19 protein-coding genes are annotated in these 15794 nt (G+C 34.5%); 17 read left to right on the top strand and 2 right to left on the bottom strand.

Annotation, left to right across the window (positions count from 1 at the left end):
- Positions 1 to 5: 5 nt before the first annotated feature.
- The 8 genes from AC806_RS07760 to apf all read left to right on the top strand — a co-directional run bounded on the left by AC806_RS07760 (position 6) and on the right by apf (position 6950).
- Complete coding sequence (locus AC806_RS07760) at positions 6 to 1043, top strand: hypothetical protein (protein WP_069029113.1); 1038 nt, start codon at positions 6 to 8, stop codon at positions 1041 to 1043.
- A gap of 9 nt (positions 1044 to 1052) precedes the next feature.
- Complete coding sequence (locus AC806_RS07755) at positions 1053 to 2312, top strand: tetratricopeptide repeat protein (protein ID WP_069029112.1); 1260 nt, start codon at positions 1053 to 1055, stop codon at positions 2310 to 2312.
- 4 nt (positions 2313 to 2316) lie between these two features.
- Positions 2317 to 2883: a YpiB family protein gene (locus tag AC806_RS07750; protein ID WP_069029400.1), complete on the top strand. Its 567-nt coding sequence runs from the start codon at positions 2317 to 2319 to the stop codon at positions 2881 to 2883.
- Between the two features lie 161 nt (positions 2884 to 3044).
- On the top strand, positions 3045 to 3359 hold the full coding sequence (locus tag AC806_RS07745; RefSeq protein WP_180991268.1) for a nucleotide pyrophosphohydrolase: 315 nt from the start codon (positions 3045 to 3047) through the stop codon (positions 3357 to 3359).
- 24 nt (positions 3360 to 3383) lie between these two features.
- The gene (locus AC806_RS07740) at positions 3384 to 4592 is read left to right on the top strand and encodes a CCA tRNA nucleotidyltransferase (RefSeq protein ID WP_014125362.1); all 1209 of its coding nucleotides are present in this window, start codon (positions 3384 to 3386) and stop codon (positions 4590 to 4592) included.
- Between the two features lie 129 nt (positions 4593 to 4721).
- Positions 4722 to 5177: a hypothetical protein gene (locus AC806_RS07735; RefSeq protein WP_061840625.1), complete on the top strand. Its 456-nt coding sequence runs from the start codon at positions 4722 to 4724 to the stop codon at positions 5175 to 5177.
- Positions 5178 to 5259: 82 nt separating this feature from the next.
- Positions 5260 to 6024: a DNA/RNA non-specific endonuclease gene (locus AC806_RS07730; RefSeq protein WP_069029111.1), complete on the top strand. Its 765-nt coding sequence runs from the start codon at positions 5260 to 5262 to the stop codon at positions 6022 to 6024.
- A gap of 353 nt (positions 6025 to 6377) precedes the next feature.
- Positions 6378 to 6950, top strand: coding sequence for an aggregation-promoting factor (gene apf / locus AC806_RS07725; protein ID WP_061840623.1), 573 nt, complete (start codon positions 6378 to 6380; stop codon positions 6948 to 6950).
- Positions 6951 to 7261: 311 nt separating this feature from the next.
- Here the strand turns inward: apf and rpmG are convergent, their stop codons facing one another.
- A complete protein-coding gene (rpmG, locus tag AC806_RS07720; protein WP_010753318.1) occupies positions 7262 to 7411 on the bottom strand; it encodes a 50S ribosomal protein L33 in 150 nt (49 codons plus the stop codon).
- Between the two features lie 214 nt (positions 7412 to 7625).
- Between rpmG and AC806_RS07715 the strand changes: the two genes are divergently transcribed.
- The 5 genes from AC806_RS07715 to AC806_RS07695 are packed head-to-tail and all read left to right on the top strand — an operon-like array spanning position 7626 to position 10484.
- Entirely contained in the window at positions 7626 to 8192 is a 567-nt protein-coding gene (locus tag AC806_RS07715) for a 5-formyltetrahydrofolate cyclo-ligase (RefSeq protein WP_014125358.1), read from the top strand.
- Complete coding sequence (locus AC806_RS07710; protein WP_014125357.1) at positions 8185 to 8871, top strand: rhomboid family intramembrane serine protease; 687 nt, start codon at positions 8185 to 8187, stop codon at positions 8869 to 8871. The genes AC806_RS07715 and AC806_RS07710 overlap by 8 nt, the downstream gene beginning before the upstream one ends.
- Positions 8872 to 8889: 18 nt before the next feature.
- Entirely contained in the window at positions 8890 to 9096 is a 207-nt protein-coding gene (locus tag AC806_RS07705; protein WP_014125356.1) for a YqgQ family protein, read from the top strand.
- Positions 9097 to 10068, top strand: coding sequence for an ROK family glucokinase (locus AC806_RS07700; protein ID WP_014125355.1), 972 nt, complete (start codon positions 9097 to 9099; stop codon positions 10066 to 10068).
- A 14-nt stretch (positions 10069 to 10082) separates the two neighbouring features.
- Complete coding sequence (locus AC806_RS07695; RefSeq protein WP_014125354.1) at positions 10083 to 10484, top strand: rhodanese-like domain-containing protein; 402 nt, start codon at positions 10083 to 10085, stop codon at positions 10482 to 10484.
- A 72-nt stretch (positions 10485 to 10556) separates the two neighbouring features.
- Here AC806_RS07695 and AC806_RS07690 read toward each other — a convergent pair whose 3' ends face one another.
- Positions 10557 to 10724, bottom strand: coding sequence for a DUF3042 family protein (locus AC806_RS07690; RefSeq protein ID WP_014125353.1), 168 nt, complete (start codon positions 10722 to 10724; stop codon positions 10557 to 10559).
- A 276-nt stretch (positions 10725 to 11000) separates the two neighbouring features.
- Between AC806_RS07690 and AC806_RS07685 the strand changes: the two genes are divergently transcribed.
- Genes AC806_RS07685 through AC806_RS07670 form a run of 4 tightly spaced genes read left to right on the top strand, consistent with a single transcriptional unit; the run spans position 11001 to position 15724 of the window.
- Positions 11001 to 12161, top strand: coding sequence for a galactokinase (locus AC806_RS07685; protein ID WP_014125352.1), 1161 nt, complete (start codon positions 11001 to 11003; stop codon positions 12159 to 12161).
- Positions 12162 to 12212: 51 nt separating this feature from the next.
- The gene (galE, locus tag AC806_RS07680; protein ID WP_061840618.1) at positions 12213 to 13214 is read left to right on the top strand and encodes a UDP-glucose 4-epimerase GalE; all 1002 of its coding nucleotides are present in this window, start codon (positions 12213 to 12215) and stop codon (positions 13212 to 13214) included.
- Positions 13211 to 14698, top strand: a complete 1488-nt coding sequence (gene galT / locus AC806_RS07675; RefSeq protein ID WP_061840617.1) for a UDP-glucose--hexose-1-phosphate uridylyltransferase — start codon at positions 13211 to 13213, stop codon at positions 14696 to 14698. Before galE ends, galT begins: the two co-directional genes overlap by 4 nt.
- Positions 14699 to 14731: 33 nt before the next feature.
- Positions 14732 to 15724 carry a LacI family DNA-binding transcriptional regulator gene (locus AC806_RS07670; RefSeq protein ID WP_061840616.1) on the top strand — a complete coding sequence of 331 codons (993 nt, stop codon included), beginning with the start codon at positions 14732 to 14734 and terminating at the stop codon, positions 15722 to 15724.
- Positions 15725 to 15794 lie beyond the last annotated feature (70 nt).

The following is a 15794-nucleotide window of genomic DNA, read 5'->3' as shown; positions in this document are numbered from 1 at the left end:
GACCTATGCAATTAACCTACCAAAGACAAGATTTAACCACACAGATCACTTATGGTAAGCCTCTTGCAAGAAGTATCGAAGATGTACTGCCAGATAATAGACATGTGATTATTTTAACCAATCAACGTTATTATGACCAATTTTTTCAAAAGATTCAGCAGGCATTTCCTACAAATGATATTGATTGGTATATTGCACGCAATCAGCTATATTGTAACCATTTAGAAGAAATGATGGAATTCTTGCAGTTTTTAGGTAGGTTTCCTTCATCAGAAAGATACCTTTTCATTGCTTTTGGTAATGAAGGCGTTGTACAATTAACTGGCTTTTTACAGCGTACCGTAATGTTGTCGGGAGAATTTTGGGTTATTCCACCATCTTTTCGCTCTTTTTTCAGTGCATTGGTCGAAAATAAAATGATTTGTAAAGCGCCTTATAATGAGTTGTTACAACAAAAAAATTTACCAACACATATTTTTTTAGATCAAACGATTATTCAAAAACAAAATGATGGGAAACTGGTTGATTTACAAATGTTTATTCAAGCTGGCTTAGTTAGTGATTATGCATTTTTACATCAATTGTTTAAAAATTTTCCGTCACAAAAACAATTACATACTGCCTCTTTTATGGCTTTTGTTGAACATATGACAAGATTATATGAAACGCAGGCTTTAGCCATAACTTCTTATGGCACTATATATGAAAAAGCTTTTTATTTAACGGAAAATGGACATCTACTGTCGGCTTATATGAAACGCTTTTTAGGCTTGCTTTTGCAATTATTTTGGAATTTAGAAATTAATGACTCGACTTTTCGAGTAGAAAATTTTATGGTTTGGTTAAAAAAACTTGGGTATCCCATTGAGTTGCCTGAACGGTTGTCGATTAGTGAATATTTAGAAAATGTACTTACTTTACAAGAAAATCAGAAACTGTCCGTTCTATCGGAAATTGGGGAAACTGGTGCTTCTTGTTTTGCTAATGAAAAGACAATGATAAGGGCGGTAGAACGTTATCAGAAAATTATTTCAAAGATTTGAGGAGAATATATGACATATAGTGAAAAAATGTTAGATGCTTTAGATCAAGAGGACTTTGCTGAGGCACAGTTACAATTAAATCAAGCAATCAAAGAAGATAATGAGGATATTTTAGAAGAATTGGGAGAGTCATTACTTTCAATTGGATTTTTAGAAGAAGCAAAACAGGTTTTTGAAAATTTAAAATCACGCCATCCTGAGCAAAAAGAAAACAATCTGCCGCTAGCTGAAATTGCTGTTGAAAATAATGAGACAGATGCAGCGTTGGAACTATTAGAAGAAATTGGTTCTGATAGTGAATTATATCCGCAAGCTTTGTTGGTTACAGCAGATTTATATCAAGTTTTGGGCATTCCGGAAGTCAGTGAAAGCAAGTTAAAAGAAGCTTCTCGTATTCTTCCTGATGAACCACTGATTCAATTTGCTTTAGCAGAGCTATATCTATCTATGGATCGTTTTAACGAAGCAGCATTTATCTATCAACATTTATTAGAACTTGGTGAAGAAGAAATCAATCATGTGTCAATTAAAGAACGCTTGGGAACAACACTTAGTTTAGAAGGAGATTTTGAAAATGCTGTTGAGTATTTGGAAGCTTCTCTAGAAGAAGGAGAAACTGACGAACGCCTTTTCCAAACGGCTTTTGTTTATCGGCAGTTAAAAGATAACGACAAATCGATACGTTATTTGCAAGAATTGCGTGAATTAAATCCGCAATATCGAGCTTTGTACCTCCCATTAGCTGAAAGCTTACAAGAAGAAGAATTGGTTGAAGAAGCACAAACGGTTATTGAAGAAGGCATTCAAGAAAATCCTTATCAAGTGGATTTATACCATTTTGCTTCTGAGAATAGTTATAGGTTACACGATGCTAAAAAAGCAGAAGATTATCTATTACAGGCTTTAGAACTAGGAGAAAAGACGGAAGAAACACTTTTAACGCTTAGTAATTTGTATATCAATGAAGAACGTTTTGAAGAAGCGATAAAAACAGTACAGCAAATGGAAGATACACAAAATCCATACGCTTTATGGAACTTAGCTCATGCTTATAATGAATTGGAAGATTTTGAGCAAGCTGGCCAGTATTACGAACAGGCTAGCGTTGAATTAAAGCATGAGCCTGATTTTATGAAAGAATACGGTATTTTCTTGCGTGAAGAAGGGCGCTTAGAAGAAGCAAAATCTTATCTTTCACATTATCTTGAACATGAACCTGGAGATATGGAAGCTGAATCAATTTTGGATGATTTATCGGAAAGATGGTGAAAGTATGGAAATTCCTACACTAGATAAAAGACGTTTTTTAAATTGGCTGGTTTCTCATGAGTTTTTTGCAAAAAGAGAAATCCCTTGGATCTTAAATTACTTAGCAAATCATGAACCTATCTTAAAACATGTTCACTTTGTTGAAAAAGCCAGACGAACGCCTAGAGGGATCACGATTTGTTCTCGTCATTTTTATGGAGAGCCTATCGCTTTATTTATTGAAGGAGAAATGTTTAAAGATAGCGATCAGATTTTTCATGAAATACGTTTGAACTGGCAAGATCCACTCTATCTTGAAATACAATTTGATAATGCTTGGAATAATGAACTGTACTTAGGCGTGTTGGAAGACAATCCATATTATCGTTGGAATGACAATATGGACGATAAAACTTTAGCTAGAATAAAACATTATTTTAGAGAAGAAAATATCCAAGCAGAAATAACAGAATTGTATCAGCTAATTGATCTAGCACTAGAAAATGACGATCAAGCGACCTTTATGGAACTTTCGGAAAAAGTAAATCAATTAATTGCACAAAAGCAAAAGGAAGTAAATAATCATTCATAGCAAATAAAGCTCTTGTCACGCTGGATAAAAGGTGGGAATGAGCTTTTTTTGTATTTTGATAGACTTTCCTTTTCTAGGAATTTTAAAGTACTTTTGCTAAAATAGAAAAGAAAACATTAAAAGGAGGCCTTCCATTGTCTGATAATTACACTTTAACAGCTATGCAAAAAGAAGTAGATCAATATATCCAACAATTCAAGTCAGGTTATTTTACCCCTTTAGCGCAAATGGCGCGTCTTACTGAAGAGGTTGGTGAACTGGCCAGAGAAGTGAACCATTATTATGGCCAAAAGCAAAAAAAGCTTTCGGAAGTACCGAATACTGTCGAAGAAGAATTGGGCGATATATTATTTGTTACAATGATTATGGCAAATTCATTAGATGTTGATTTAACTGAAGTGTTTGAAAAAAATATGGCAAAATTCAACCATCGAGATCATAATCGTTTTGAAAGAAAAGATGAAAAACAAGAATGAAAGTATGTAGGAAAGGGCTAAGAAATGAAACTAAGAGAAATTCCAACTGAGTATCAACAAGCATTACCGATTCTAAAAAAGATCGAAAAAGCGGGACATGAAGCTTATTTTGTGGGCGGTAGTGTGCGTGATGTTTTATTAAATCAGCCCATTCATGACGTTGATATCGCGACAAGTGCTTTTCCCGCCGAAATTAAACAAATTTTTCCTAAGACAATTGACGTAGGAATTGAGCATGGGACAGTTTTGGTGTTAGAAAAAGCAGGACAGTATGAAATCACAACTTTTAGAACAGAATCAGCTTATCAAGATTTCCGTCGCCCAGATCATGTTGAATTTGTTCGTTCGTTAAAAGAAGATTTGAAACGTCGTGATTTTACTATTAATGCTTTTGCTATCAGAGAAAATGGTGAAATCATTGATTTATTTGCTGGTCTAAAAGACTTAGACCAGCATGTTTTACGAGCAGTGGGCGATCCTCACGAGCGCTTTTTTGAAGATGCTTTACGCATGATGCGGGGGTTGCGCTTTGTCAGCCAATTAGGGTTTGATTTAGAAAACGAAACTTTTGCTGCCATTAAAGAAAACCATCAACTATTAAAAAAAATATCTGTTGAACGGATTAATGTAGAATTTGTAAAGTTTTTACTAGGAGACTACAGAAAAAAAGGTCTACAAGCCCTTGTTAAAAGTCAATGTTTCGAATATTGTCCTGGTTTAGCAGGTATGGGCGAAAGACTGTTGGCTTTTTCCAAATTACCAGAAAAAGTTATAAAAAATGAGAGCCAAGCTTGGGTTTTGTTGATCGACCAATTAGCTATGGAAGAAAAGGATATCCGTCCTTTTTTGAAAAGCTGGAAATGTTCAAATGAATTAATTAAAACCGTCCAAGGGGTGTTTTATGGCTTACAAGCTCGAAAAAAAGCAAACTTTTCAGTTGATTTGTTATACGAATTAGGTGAAAACTATGCTATCTTGGTAGAGGAATTACTTCCATTTTATGGTTTGACAGCAGATCTTGCAAAAGTACAAGCTGATTATCACATGCTAGCGATTCATTCTTTAAAGGATTTAGCTGTTAATGGAAATGACTTGATGAATTATTTTGCTAAAAAACCGGGAAGTTGGTTGAAAGAGCAGTTAACTTATCTAGAAAGTGCTGTCTTACACCGTCATGTTTCAAACACAAAAGAAGAATTATTACATTTAGCTAAAGAAAAAATGGAAAAATAGTAATGAGCCAAGTAAAAGACTAGTTTTAGATAAGCATCTAGTCTAACCGCTGTATTTACCTTGACTGAGCTTTGTGCTAAACTTAGATTGTAAGATTATTAACAAACAAGATAAGGGGAGGATTTGGAGATGGCAAGACAAATGAAAGCTTTAAAATTATTCTTTCGTAATGGCGAAACTTGGACGATCGATCGTCGGCACATCGGAGATTTATGGATCAAGCAAGTAACGACTAGTTATGGGAGAATTAACGGTAGTGATTTTGTAGAAATTCATCCTTGTGCTGCTTTTAAAATGGAGGTTTACCAAGAAGGAGATCATGTTGCGACTTCTGATATCAACTTAGGTGGCCTAGAAATGGGAATGTTCTCTCGCGCATTAAAATATGAAGATATTGAATATATGCAAATTGTATATCAAAACGGCGAACCTGATACAGTATATTTCCCATATAAGGATAAAGATGAAGAAGGATTAGACAATGTAAATCAAACAACAAAAGTCAGTGAAACGACAAAAAATCTTTATGTTGTCATTGATCCTGAAAATACAGTGGATGATATCTACAGTGATTATTTAGTTTAAGTACTTTAAATGGCGAGAATCTATCAATAGATCCTCGCTGTTTCTTTGTAAAATATATTATGTTAATTGAAAGAGAACAAAAATGGCATACAAACGGAAAAAAACAAGACCTAAAACAGTTAAAGCACTGCTTAGCTCGCTAGTGCTTCTTCTATTATTTACGGCAACTGCTGGCAATGTTGACTTGTCAAAGATTGATTTTAACGATTTTGGTTCTGTAGTTGAAGCATTTGAAACGCAAAATAACACGGCTGATTATTCGCAATTAGAGAATTTACCTGAATATAATGGAGAAGACGAGCTTGTTACTTTAAATAAAGATCAACCATTTTTTACTGAAGAAGAGTTGTCGCTAGAAGAAGGCGCTTGGCAAAGTTTTTCTAATTTAGATAGGATGAACCGAGTTGGACCAGCAAATGCTATGCTACATAAGAAAATGATGCCTGGACAAGAGCGGGGCGATATTTCAGAAGTCTATCCTTCAGGTTGGAAGCAAAAGAAAATCACTGGCGGACAGTGGTTGTATAATCGCTCGCATCTCATTGGCTTTCAGCTAACAGGAGAAGATGACAACTGGAAAAATTTATTTACCGGTACCCAACAAATGAATCAAGGGCCAATGAGAGAATATGAGGAAGAAGTAGCAGTTTATTTGAAAGAAACACAACATCATGTTCGTTATCGTGTAACACCTTTATTTAAAGAAAAAGATCTGGTACCTAGAGGAATTGAGATGGAAGCACGAAGTATCGAAGATGATCAACTTCAATTTAATGTTTATATCTATAATATACAAGATGGCTACCAAATTAATTATGAAACAGGCACTTCTAAAAAAGATTCATAGCAATGCAATAAAAAAATCTCAAAAAAGTGGTAAAAAAACATTTTTTTGAGATTTTTTTTTTATGATTAATGTTACAAGAAATATAATATAACAGACTTAAATAAAAATAAAATTCTTTTGAGATTTTTTTATAAAAACATTAGTTAATTAGCGTTTTATTGAACTATAATTGTTGAATTCTGTTCATAAAAAATAACATAGTTATTTTTTAATTTATAGCTTTTGTCATCTTTTTTAACAAATTGTAATGAATTGTTACGTTTTTTTTACACATGAAATACAAATCAATGGTAAATTATCAATTGTAGCACAAAACAAAACGTTAATTAAAAAAATTTGGAGGACAATGAAAAATGAAATTTAGTAAGACTTTAGTTTTTAGTACAGTATTGGCAGCAGGAGCAACATTAGCATTTGGCGCAAGCGATGTAAATGCAGACGAAACTTACACTGTTAAACCAAACGATTCATTATCAAAAATTTCAATGAAGTTTGCTGGTGACAACAGTTTAGTGAATAAAATTGCAGAAGACAATGATATTGAAAACTCAAATATGATTTTTGTAGGGACTCAATTAACCATTGCAACAGATGGTTCTTCTAGCAATGAAGCTCCTGTACAACAAGAAGCTCCTAAGCAAGAATCAGCGCCTAAACAACAAGCTGCACCTAAACAAACATCAAGTTCAAAACAATCTTCAGGAGAATCATCTTCTGCAAAAGCTTGGATTGCAAATAAAGAATCTAGTAATTCCTACTCAGCTACTAATGGACGTTACATTGGTAAATATCAACTGGATTCATCTTACTTGAATGGTGACCACTCTCCAGCAAACCAAGAAAAAGTTGCTGATCAATATGTTAACAGTCGTTATGGTGGCTGGGATGCTGCTAAAACTTTCTGGCAAGCAAATGGCTGGTACTAATAAGTCGAATAAATAATCATTTTAAAGTCTTATCTTCGGGTAAGGCTTTTTTTATTACATAAAAATCTGGAATATCCATGAAAGTTTATTACTTTTGTTAAATGTATCCAATTAATATTAAATGAGAGTAGATAGACCATAGAAACGGAAAATTAATGTTGAATGGGAAGCAATAGACCATAGAAATAGAAAAACAATGTTGCATTAGAAGAGATAGCTCAAAGAAATAGAGAAACATTGTTGTATTAGAGGATATATTAAAAAAACTGCTAAATAACCAGGAATGATTATTTAGCAGGTGAATGACTTTTTTATTTTGTTTCACGATGCAAAGTAACTTTTCTTTCACGTGGGCAATATTTTTTCTTTTCCAAACGGTCTGGGTTATTGCGTTTGTTTTTGCTTGTTAAATAATTGCGTTCTTTGCATGAAGTGCATTCTAATGTAATGTTTACACGCATGACATTTCCCTCCTATAAATAACTAGATACTCCATTTTTTTGGACTTAACTATCATATCATGTTTGTAGGTAAAATTCTAGAATTTTAGATAAAAATGTTAAGTAAGTTTGCTTGACGCAAAATTTTGTATATCTGTATCTATTTGAACATGGTAGAATAGATACATATTGTCTTAAACAAGTAGAATAATTTTGAGATATTGGAGTGGAAACAATGGATAAAAGCATACTACGACAAGAAGGAAAACAACAATTAGAAGAGTTAGCTAAACATATAGATAAGAAACGAAAAAAGGAACAACAAATTGCCACACTTTTGTTCCATTCTAAATTATGGAAAGAGGCTCAAACAATTGGGATGGTTCGCTCGCAGTCGTTTGAACTCAATACTGAACCTATTATGAAAAAAGCTTTAAGTCAGGGAAAAAAAGTAGTAGTACCTAAAACCTTACCTGAACGTCAGTTAAATTTTTATGAAGTAGATGAAAATACAACTTATCAGTTATCTGATTTTGGGATTGAAGAGCCTATGAATAACTTAGTTATAGCAAAAAAAGATATTGATTTAATATTGGTACCTGGATTGATATTTTCGAAGAAAGGCTATCGTATTGGCTTTGGTAAAGGCTACTATGATCGTTTTTTGGAAGATTTTTCTGGCAAAACGTGTGGTTTAGCCTTTTCTGAACAACTAAATGATGATTGGCAAGCAGAAGAGTTTGACCAAGCAGTGATGCGCATTTATACTGACACTCTTGAAGGGAGCTATGTCTATGAATAACATTCAACTTCGTCGGTGGCTTAATCAACCGATTATTACCTACTTCTTTTTGGGCATACAGATATTGGTGTTTATCATTTCCTATCTTTTTCCTGGCTTAATTGAATCACAAGGTGCGATGTTTGGTCCCTTTGTAGTGTATTATTCGCAATATTGGCGATTTATCACGCCTATATTTATACATTACGGGTTAATGCATTTTGCTGTAAATTCAATTGTGCTATATTTTATGGGGCAGCGCTTAGAAGCTATGTATGGCCATATGCGTTACTTTTTCATTTACCTTCTCAGTGGAGCTGCAGGAAACTTGTTAAGCTTTGCTTTTAATTCACCAGGGGTACAATCGGCCGGTTCCAGCACAGCACTATTTGGTTTATTTGGTGCTTTTGTTGTTTTAGGAGTACACTACAAAAATAATTATGCCATCCAAGTTCTAGTACGACAATTTACTTTATTCATTGGGATTAGTTTGCTTTTTAGTTTATTTGATCGTTCGATAGATATTTGGGGACACATTGGAGGTTTACTTGGCGGTGCGCTGTTAGGTAACTTATTTGGTTTACCCCAACGCTTACGTGATTATTCAATCCATGTTCGCATAATTTCGGGTATTGCGCTAGTATTTTTACTAGGCTTTTGTTTGTTCTATGGTTTTAAAAAATATCAATTACTAGTATAATATTTAGGAAGTGTATATATGGATAGTTTATATGACGTGCAACAATTATTAAAACGTTTTGGCATATTTGTATATGTAGGCAAGCGGATCTATGATATCGAACTGATGAGCATTGAACTCAAAAAGCTCTTTGAAGCACGACTGATAGATCAAGAAACTTACCTAAAAGCTAGAAATATATTAATAAGAGAACATCGAATTGAAGAAAGCTGGGGGGATAATTGAATGGCTGAAGAAAAAATTATGGGAATCGATTTAGGTGGTACGACTGTCAAATTTGCTATTTTGACAACTGAAGGTGAGATTCAGCAAAAATGGAGTATTCAAACGAACATTTTAGATGAAGGTTCTCATATTGTTCCTGATATTATTGCATCAATTAATCATCATTTGAATTTATATGATATGCAGCCTAAAGATTTTATTGGTATTGGTATGGGGACACCAGGTAGTGTTGACCGGAAAAAAGGAACAGTTATTGGTGCTTATAATTTAAAATGGAAGACAACTCAACCTGTCAAAGAACAAATTGAAAAAGAAACAGGAATTTCTTTTACACTAGATAATGATGCTAATGTTGCTGCATTAGGTGAGCGTTGGAAAGGCGCAGGTGACAATGAGCCAGATGTTGTGTTTATGACATTGGGAACCGGCGTTGGAGGTGGTATCATTATGGAAGGTGATCTCTTGCACGGCGCAGCAGGGTGTGCCGGAGAAGTGGGTCATATCACAGTAGACCCGAATGGTTTTGAATGTACTTGTGGTAAAAAGGGATGTATTGAAACAATTGCAAGCGCAACAGGAATTGTTCAAGTAGCCCGTAAATTGTCCGAAGAATATGCGGGAACATCTGAACTGAAACAGAGTTTAGATAATGGTGAGGATATAACTAGTAAAGATGTTTTTAAACTAGCAGAAGAAAAAGAAGATCAGCTTGCATTGATGGTAGTAGACTATGTTTGTTATTATCTAGGATTAGCTTGTGGGAATTTGGGCAATTCATTAAATCCTTCTTCTTTAATATTAGGAGGGGGCGTTTCGGCTGCAGGAGAGTTTCTTCGTAGTAAGGTAGCGAACTATTTTGAACAATTTACTTTCCCTCAAGTAACTGAAAGTACAAAAATAAAATTAGCGCAACTAGGTAACGATGCTGGAATTATTGGCGCGGCTTCGTTAGCTTTGAAACTAAAAGATTAGAAAGGTGACAGAACATGAATTTTTTGCAAACTTTGACGCTTATTTTAGCTGCTATATTAATTGCTATGGGGATTAATTGGTTATATTTTTATATACAAGGAAAGCGTTCAGCAAAGGTCATTGATCAAGAGACATTTCGTCAAGGAATGAGAAAGGCGCAAGTCATTGACGTTCGTGAGAAAAAAGAATTTGACGGCAACCATATTCTAGGTGCCAGAAATATTCCTTATACTTTGTTGAATAATTCAATAGGATCTATTCGTAAAGATCAACCAGTTTATTTATATGATACTGGAAAAACACTAAGCGTACGAGCTGCGAATAAATTACGTAAGAATGGCTATAAAGATATCTACATCTTAAAAGAAGGATTTAACGGCTGGGAAGGTAAGAAAAAGTCTAAGAAAGTAACCTAAAAAAAACAAGACCTTATGTATATCGAACTTTTCAATTGCTTTAAAAAGTTCATACATAAGGTCTTATCTTTTTTATCTAGCAAAACTTTTACGACGTGCTTTTTTGCGATTTTCATCAATCATCGCTTCTTTTTCTTCGATTGGTTCAATCACTTGTTTTTTTACTGATTGTACTAAACAAGCAGTTGCGGCAGTAGTCGCTAAAGAACCTACAATAAATCCAAGAGTAAACTTCTTCATTATTTTTCACCTCATTTATTTATCTTATCTTTATTATGAATGAAATGACTAGATTTGAAAAGAGATATACTTATATTTGTTAAAGAAACTTTTGTCTTTTAGTTTTATTATAATAAAAGACTGTTTCAAAATTTAGTTAACAGAATTCAATATGAAAGCATTTTAATAATAAATTGAAATTATTTACTAAATGTTTTATAATAGTTTTACTAAAAAAATTATTTCTAAGGCTTAGTTTAAAGTAATTTATGTATTTATTTTAAAGGAGCGAAAAATATGGAAAACAAAGTAAAAAAAGTATTTTCTGAAATTTTTGATCATCCGGCACAAGGGACTTACTTTGCCCCAGGCAGGGTAAACTTAATTGGTGAACATACAGATTATAATGGCGGTTATGTATTTCCAGTACCAATTACGCTAGGTACATATGCTGCAGTTAGAAAACGTGAGGATCGTTTAGTTCGACTCTATTCGGAAAATTTTTCTGAAAAGGGAATAATTGAGTTTACCTTAGGAGATTTAACTTATAAAGAAATAGATGATTGGGCAAACTATCCTAAAGGCATGCTATTTTTCTTAAAAGAAGCAGGTTTTTCTATTAATTCAGGTTTAGATATTGCTTTTTATGGCAATATACCTAATAGTGCTGGACTTTCTTCTTCAGCTTCAATTGAATTGTTAATGGGTGTTATCCTACAAGATTTATTTGAGTTATCTATTACTACACTCGATTTAGTCAAGTTAGGACAAAAAACAGAGAATCAATTTATTGGAGTAAATTCAGGTATTATGGATCAGTTTGCTGTAGGGATGGGACAGTCAGATCATGCTTTATTGCTAGATACTAATACCTTGGATTATGAAGTGGTTCCAGCTGAATTTGGGGAATATGTCATTGCAATTATGAATACGAATAAATCACGAAAATTAGCAGATTCAAAATATAACGAGCGCCGTAAAGAATGCGAACAAGCTTTACAATATTTACAAAAGGAATTATCGATTCAATCATTAGGAGAACTGGAAAACAAAGACCTTGTGGCCAATGCAGCTTTGATTGAAGATGAGATATTATTTAAGCGTGCAAAACATGCAGTGACAGAAAATGAACGAACCAAAAAAGCAAAAATAGCCTTAGAAAAAGGGGACCTGGTTGAGTTTGGAGAATTGTTGAATGCTTCTCATACTTCGTTACAAAATGACTATGAAGTGACAGGAAAAGAACTGGATACGCTAGTGTTTGCGGCGCAACAACATCCTGCTGTCTTAGGGGCGCGAATGACTGGTGCTGGTTTTGGGGGTTGTGCCATTGCTCTGGTGAAAAAAACATTCTGGCAAGACTTTGTAAAAGATGTTTCTCAGACATATTTGGATAATATTGGATACGCAACCGATATTTATCAAGCGAGTATTGATGATGGCGCTAGAAAGCTATAAAATGAAACAGATAATATTTATAGAAAATGACCAATTTAAGGAGAGAATCGTATGACAATTTTAGTATTAGGCGGCGCGGGTTATATTGGCTCGCACGCCGTTGATCAGTTAATTAACCAGGAGTATAAAGTGGCTGTTATTGATAATTTATTAACAGGACATCAAGCTGCAATTCACCCTGAAGCTCACTTTTATCAAGGAGATATCCGCGATAAAGCTTTTGTCAGCGAAGTATTTGCAAAAGAAGATATTGAAGGAGTCATTCATTTTGCTGCTAGTTCTTTGGTAGGTGAATCTGTAGAAGATCCGTTAAAATATTTTAATAATAATGTTTCAGGAACTGAAATAGTATTAGAAGTTATGCAAGAATTTAATGTGAAAAATATTGTCTTTTCTTCAACAGCAGCAACTTATGGAGAACCAGAAGAAGATCCGATTACTGAAGAAACCCCAGCTAATCCTAAAAATCCTTACGGAGAAAGTAAATTAATGATGGAAAAAATGATGCGCTGGTGTGATGAAGCCTATGGAATAAAATTTGTTGCCTTGCGTTATTTTAACGTTGCTGGAGCTAAAAAAGATGCTTCTATCGGAGAAGATCATCGACCAGAGACGCACTTGATTCCTATTATTTTAGAAGTAGCTTTAGGACAAAGAGAGCAATTAGCCATTTTTGGTGATGACTATGACACTGCAGATGGAACTTGTGTGAGAGATTATGTCCATGTAGAAGATTTGATAGCAGCTCACATTTTAGCTTTGGAATACTTAAGAGCGGGAAATCCAAGTAATATCTTTAACCTAGGAAGTAATTCAGGTTATTCTGTAAAACAAATGCTAGAAGCGGCTAGAGAAGTAACAAACAAACAAATTCCGGCTAAAGTGGCCCCTAGACGTGCAGGTGATCCTGCTACTTTAGTTGCTGCTAGTGACAGAGCCAAAAGGGTTTTAGGCTGGCAGCCCCAATATACTAGTGTGAAAAAAATTATCGAAACTGCTTGGGATTGGCATGTAAATCATACAAATGGCTATGAAGAGGAGGAAAAAGAATGATCAGTCAAACAATTTCCGACTTTGCAACCTTAGCTATTGCATCCGGTGGTTGGATGGAAATGGATCGCATCTATTTACAAAATCGTATTTTGGGTATGATTGGTGAAACAGAGTTTGAAGAAGCTGAGAATCGTTCATCCTCTAAAAGCTCGACACAATTAATGGACGAGTTAGTCGAAGTAGCTAAAAATAACCATATAGTTGGGGAATCCCTTTCGGAACAAGAAACCTTCGCCTCGCAATTAATGGATTTTTTAACGCCACCACCGTCAGTTGTGAATGCCTTTTTTGCGCAATACTATGCCAAAGGTCCTAAAGAGGCTACGGATTATTTTTACGATTTGTGTAAAACGAATGACTATGTAAAAACTCGTGCGATAGCTAAAAATATTGATTTTCCAGTAGAAACGGAGTACGGCAGCTTAGAAATCACCATTAATTTATCCAAACCTGAAAAAGATCCTAAACAAATTGCCTTAGAAAAAAATACGGCACAAGGAAATTATCCTCAGTGTCAATTATGTATGGAAAATGAAGGTTATAAGGGGCGCGCTAACTTTCCTGCTAGGACGAATCATCGGATTATCCGGATGAATTTAGATGGAGAATCTTGGGGTTTTCAATATTCTCCTTATGCTTATTATAATGAGCACTGTATTGTTTTGTCAGAAAAACATCGGCCTATGGAAATTACGAAACAGACCTTTGACCGATTGTTAAAAATTATTGAAGTTCTACCTCATTACTTTATGGGTTCTAACGCTGATCTACCGATTGTAGGAGGTTCAATCCTTTCTCATGATCATTATCAAGGCGGCCGTCATACTTTTGCCATGGATAAAGCACCGATTGAATTTTCTTTTTCTTTAAATAAATTCCCTGATGTTACTGCAGGAATTGTAAAGTGGCCGATGTCTGTGATTCGTTTGCAAAGTAAAAATAAAGCAGAGCTGGCAAGAGCTGCGCATGAGATTTTTGCCAAGTGGACGGTTTATTCAGATGAATCATTAGATATTTCTGCCTATTCACAAGACGGTACACTGCATCATACGGTAACACCTATTGCTAGAAAAAAAGAGGATTTTTTCGAAATGGATATTGTCCTGCGGGATAACAATGTTTCTGAAAAACATCCTGATGGTATTTTCCATCCACATAAAGATGTTCAACATATTAAACAGGAAAATATTGGTTTAATTGAAGTGATGGGATTAGCTATACTACCGCCACGTTTGAAAACTGAACTAGAAGAAGTAGAAAAATATTTATTAGAAGAAGAAAATAAAATGGCTTCTTATCATAAAAAGTGGGCTGATTCTATTAAAATGAATCATCAGTTAACAAAGGAAAATGTCAATGAAGTCATTCAAAAAGAGCTTGGTCAAGTATTCAAACGGGTATTAGAAGATGCCGGTGTATTCAAAAGAGATGAACAAGGGCAAGCAGGTTTTAAACGTTTTATCGATACTTGTCTTACTCGCTAATTTGGATGTTATCTACTTCAAGGAGGGGAAACTTTGGCAACTATTAAAGATATAGCAGATAAAGCAGGAGTTTCTCCTGCTACAGTTTCACGAGTTTTAAATTATGACCCCCAGTTATCTGTAGGAGAATCTACGAAAAAAGAAATTTTTGAAGTAGCTGAAAGGTTAAACTATACAAAATATAAGCAGAAGCAAAACACACAACTGACGATACGTTTAGTACAGTGGTATAACAAGGAAGAGGAACTAGAAGATCTATACTATTTAGCGATTCGTTTGGGCATTGAAAAAAAAGCAGAAGAATTAAATGTTCAATTACTTAAAGAACCACTAGAGCAGTTATCTGAGACGAATGTACAAGCGACGATTGCCCTTGGGAAATTTGACCAAAATCAAGTGAAAGAACTCGAAAAACACGCTGAAACATTACTATTTGTAGATTCTACTGGAACAATTTCGGGACATAATGCGATTGTGATTGATTTTGAGCAAGGCGTCGAGTTAGCCATTGATCATTTTATCCGTGAAAGGCACCAAAAGATTGGGATTCTTTCAGGAATTGAATATACTAAAGAAAGCCAACACCAGATTAAAGATCTTCGATTGAAATTTTTTAAGGAACAATTGCAACAACTAAAAATGTATCAAGAAAAGTATCATATTGAAGGCAGTTTTACTGTTGCGGGTGGTTACCAAGCGATGAAAGATTACCTGGTCTCAACACGGGATATACCCACAGCTTTATTTGTTTCTAGTGATGCATTAGCTATAGGGGCGATGCGTGCTATCAACGAACGAGGATTTTCAATTCCAGAAGATATTTCGCTAATCGCATTCAACGATTTGAGCGTATCGAAATATGTGAATCCAGCGCTTTCTACTATTCGCGTTTATACAGAATGGATAGGAGAACTAGCGGTAACGACTATGCTAGAATTAGCCAAAGAAACAGCACCTGTTGCTCGTAAAATTACAGTTGAGACTGAATTGATATTACGACAATCAACTGTGATGAAACAGAAATGAAGGAAAAATAATAGCGTTAATAAGCAAATTTGATAAATTTTGTTTATTAGCGCTATTTTTAAGTAAAAAC

Source organism: Tetragenococcus halophilus (assembly GCF_001712815.1).
GTDB lineage: Bacteria > Bacillota > Bacilli > Lactobacillales > Enterococcaceae > Tetragenococcus > Tetragenococcus halophilus.
This window is presented reverse-complemented; position numbering and strand designations above follow the sequence as displayed.

Bases quoted from the DNA above. Each gene is read 5' to 3' on its own strand.
- galE (WP_061840618.1), top strand. From the start codon at position 12,213: ATGACAATTTTAGTATTAGGCGGCGCGGGTTATATTGGCTCGCACGCC.
- AC806_RS07735 (WP_061840625.1), top strand. From the start codon at position 4,722: ATGGCAAGACAAATGAAAGCTTTAAAATTATTCTTTCGTAATGGCGAA.
- AC806_RS07690 (WP_014125353.1), bottom strand. From the start codon at position 10,724: ATGAAGAAGTTTACTCTTGGATTTATTGTAGGTTCTTTAGCGACTACT.
- AC806_RS07685 (WP_014125352.1), top strand. From the start codon at position 11,001: ATGGAAAACAAAGTAAAAAAAGTATTTTCTGAAATTTTTGATCATCCG.
- AC806_RS07750 (WP_069029400.1), top strand. From the start codon at position 2,317: ATGGAAATTCCTACACTAGATAAAAGACGTTTTTTAAATTGGCTGGTT.
- AC806_RS07760 (WP_069029113.1), top strand. From the start codon at position 6: ATGCAATTAACCTACCAAAGACAAGATTTAACCACACAGATCACTTAT.
- AC806_RS07715 (WP_014125358.1), top strand. From the start codon at position 7,626: ATGGATAAAAGCATACTACGACAAGAAGGAAAACAACAATTAGAAGAG.
- AC806_RS07755 (WP_069029112.1), top strand. From the start codon at position 1,053: ATGACATATAGTGAAAAAATGTTAGATGCTTTAGATCAAGAGGACTTT.
- AC806_RS07730 (WP_069029111.1), top strand. From the start codon at position 5,260: ATGGCATACAAACGGAAAAAAACAAGACCTAAAACAGTTAAAGCACTG.
- AC806_RS07745 (WP_180991268.1), top strand. From the start codon at position 3,045: ATGCAAAAAGAAGTAGATCAATATATCCAACAATTCAAGTCAGGTTAT.
- galT (WP_061840617.1), top strand. From the start codon at position 13,211: ATGATCAGTCAAACAATTTCCGACTTTGCAACCTTAGCTATTGCATCC.
- apf (WP_061840623.1), top strand. From the start codon at position 6,378: ATGAAATTTAGTAAGACTTTAGTTTTTAGTACAGTATTGGCAGCAGGA.
- rpmG (WP_010753318.1), bottom strand. From the start codon at position 7,411: ATGCGTGTAAACATTACATTAGAATGCACTTCATGCAAAGAACGCAAT.
- AC806_RS07740 (WP_014125362.1), top strand. From the start codon at position 3,384: ATGAAACTAAGAGAAATTCCAACTGAGTATCAACAAGCATTACCGATT.
- AC806_RS07710 (WP_014125357.1), top strand. From the start codon at position 8,185: ATGAATAACATTCAACTTCGTCGGTGGCTTAATCAACCGATTATTACC.
- AC806_RS07705 (WP_014125356.1), top strand. From the start codon at position 8,890: ATGGATAGTTTATATGACGTGCAACAATTATTAAAACGTTTTGGCATA.
- AC806_RS07695 (WP_014125354.1), top strand. From the start codon at position 10,083: ATGAATTTTTTGCAAACTTTGACGCTTATTTTAGCTGCTATATTAATT.
- AC806_RS07700 (WP_014125355.1), top strand. From the start codon at position 9,097: ATGGCTGAAGAAAAAATTATGGGAATCGATTTAGGTGGTACGACTGTC.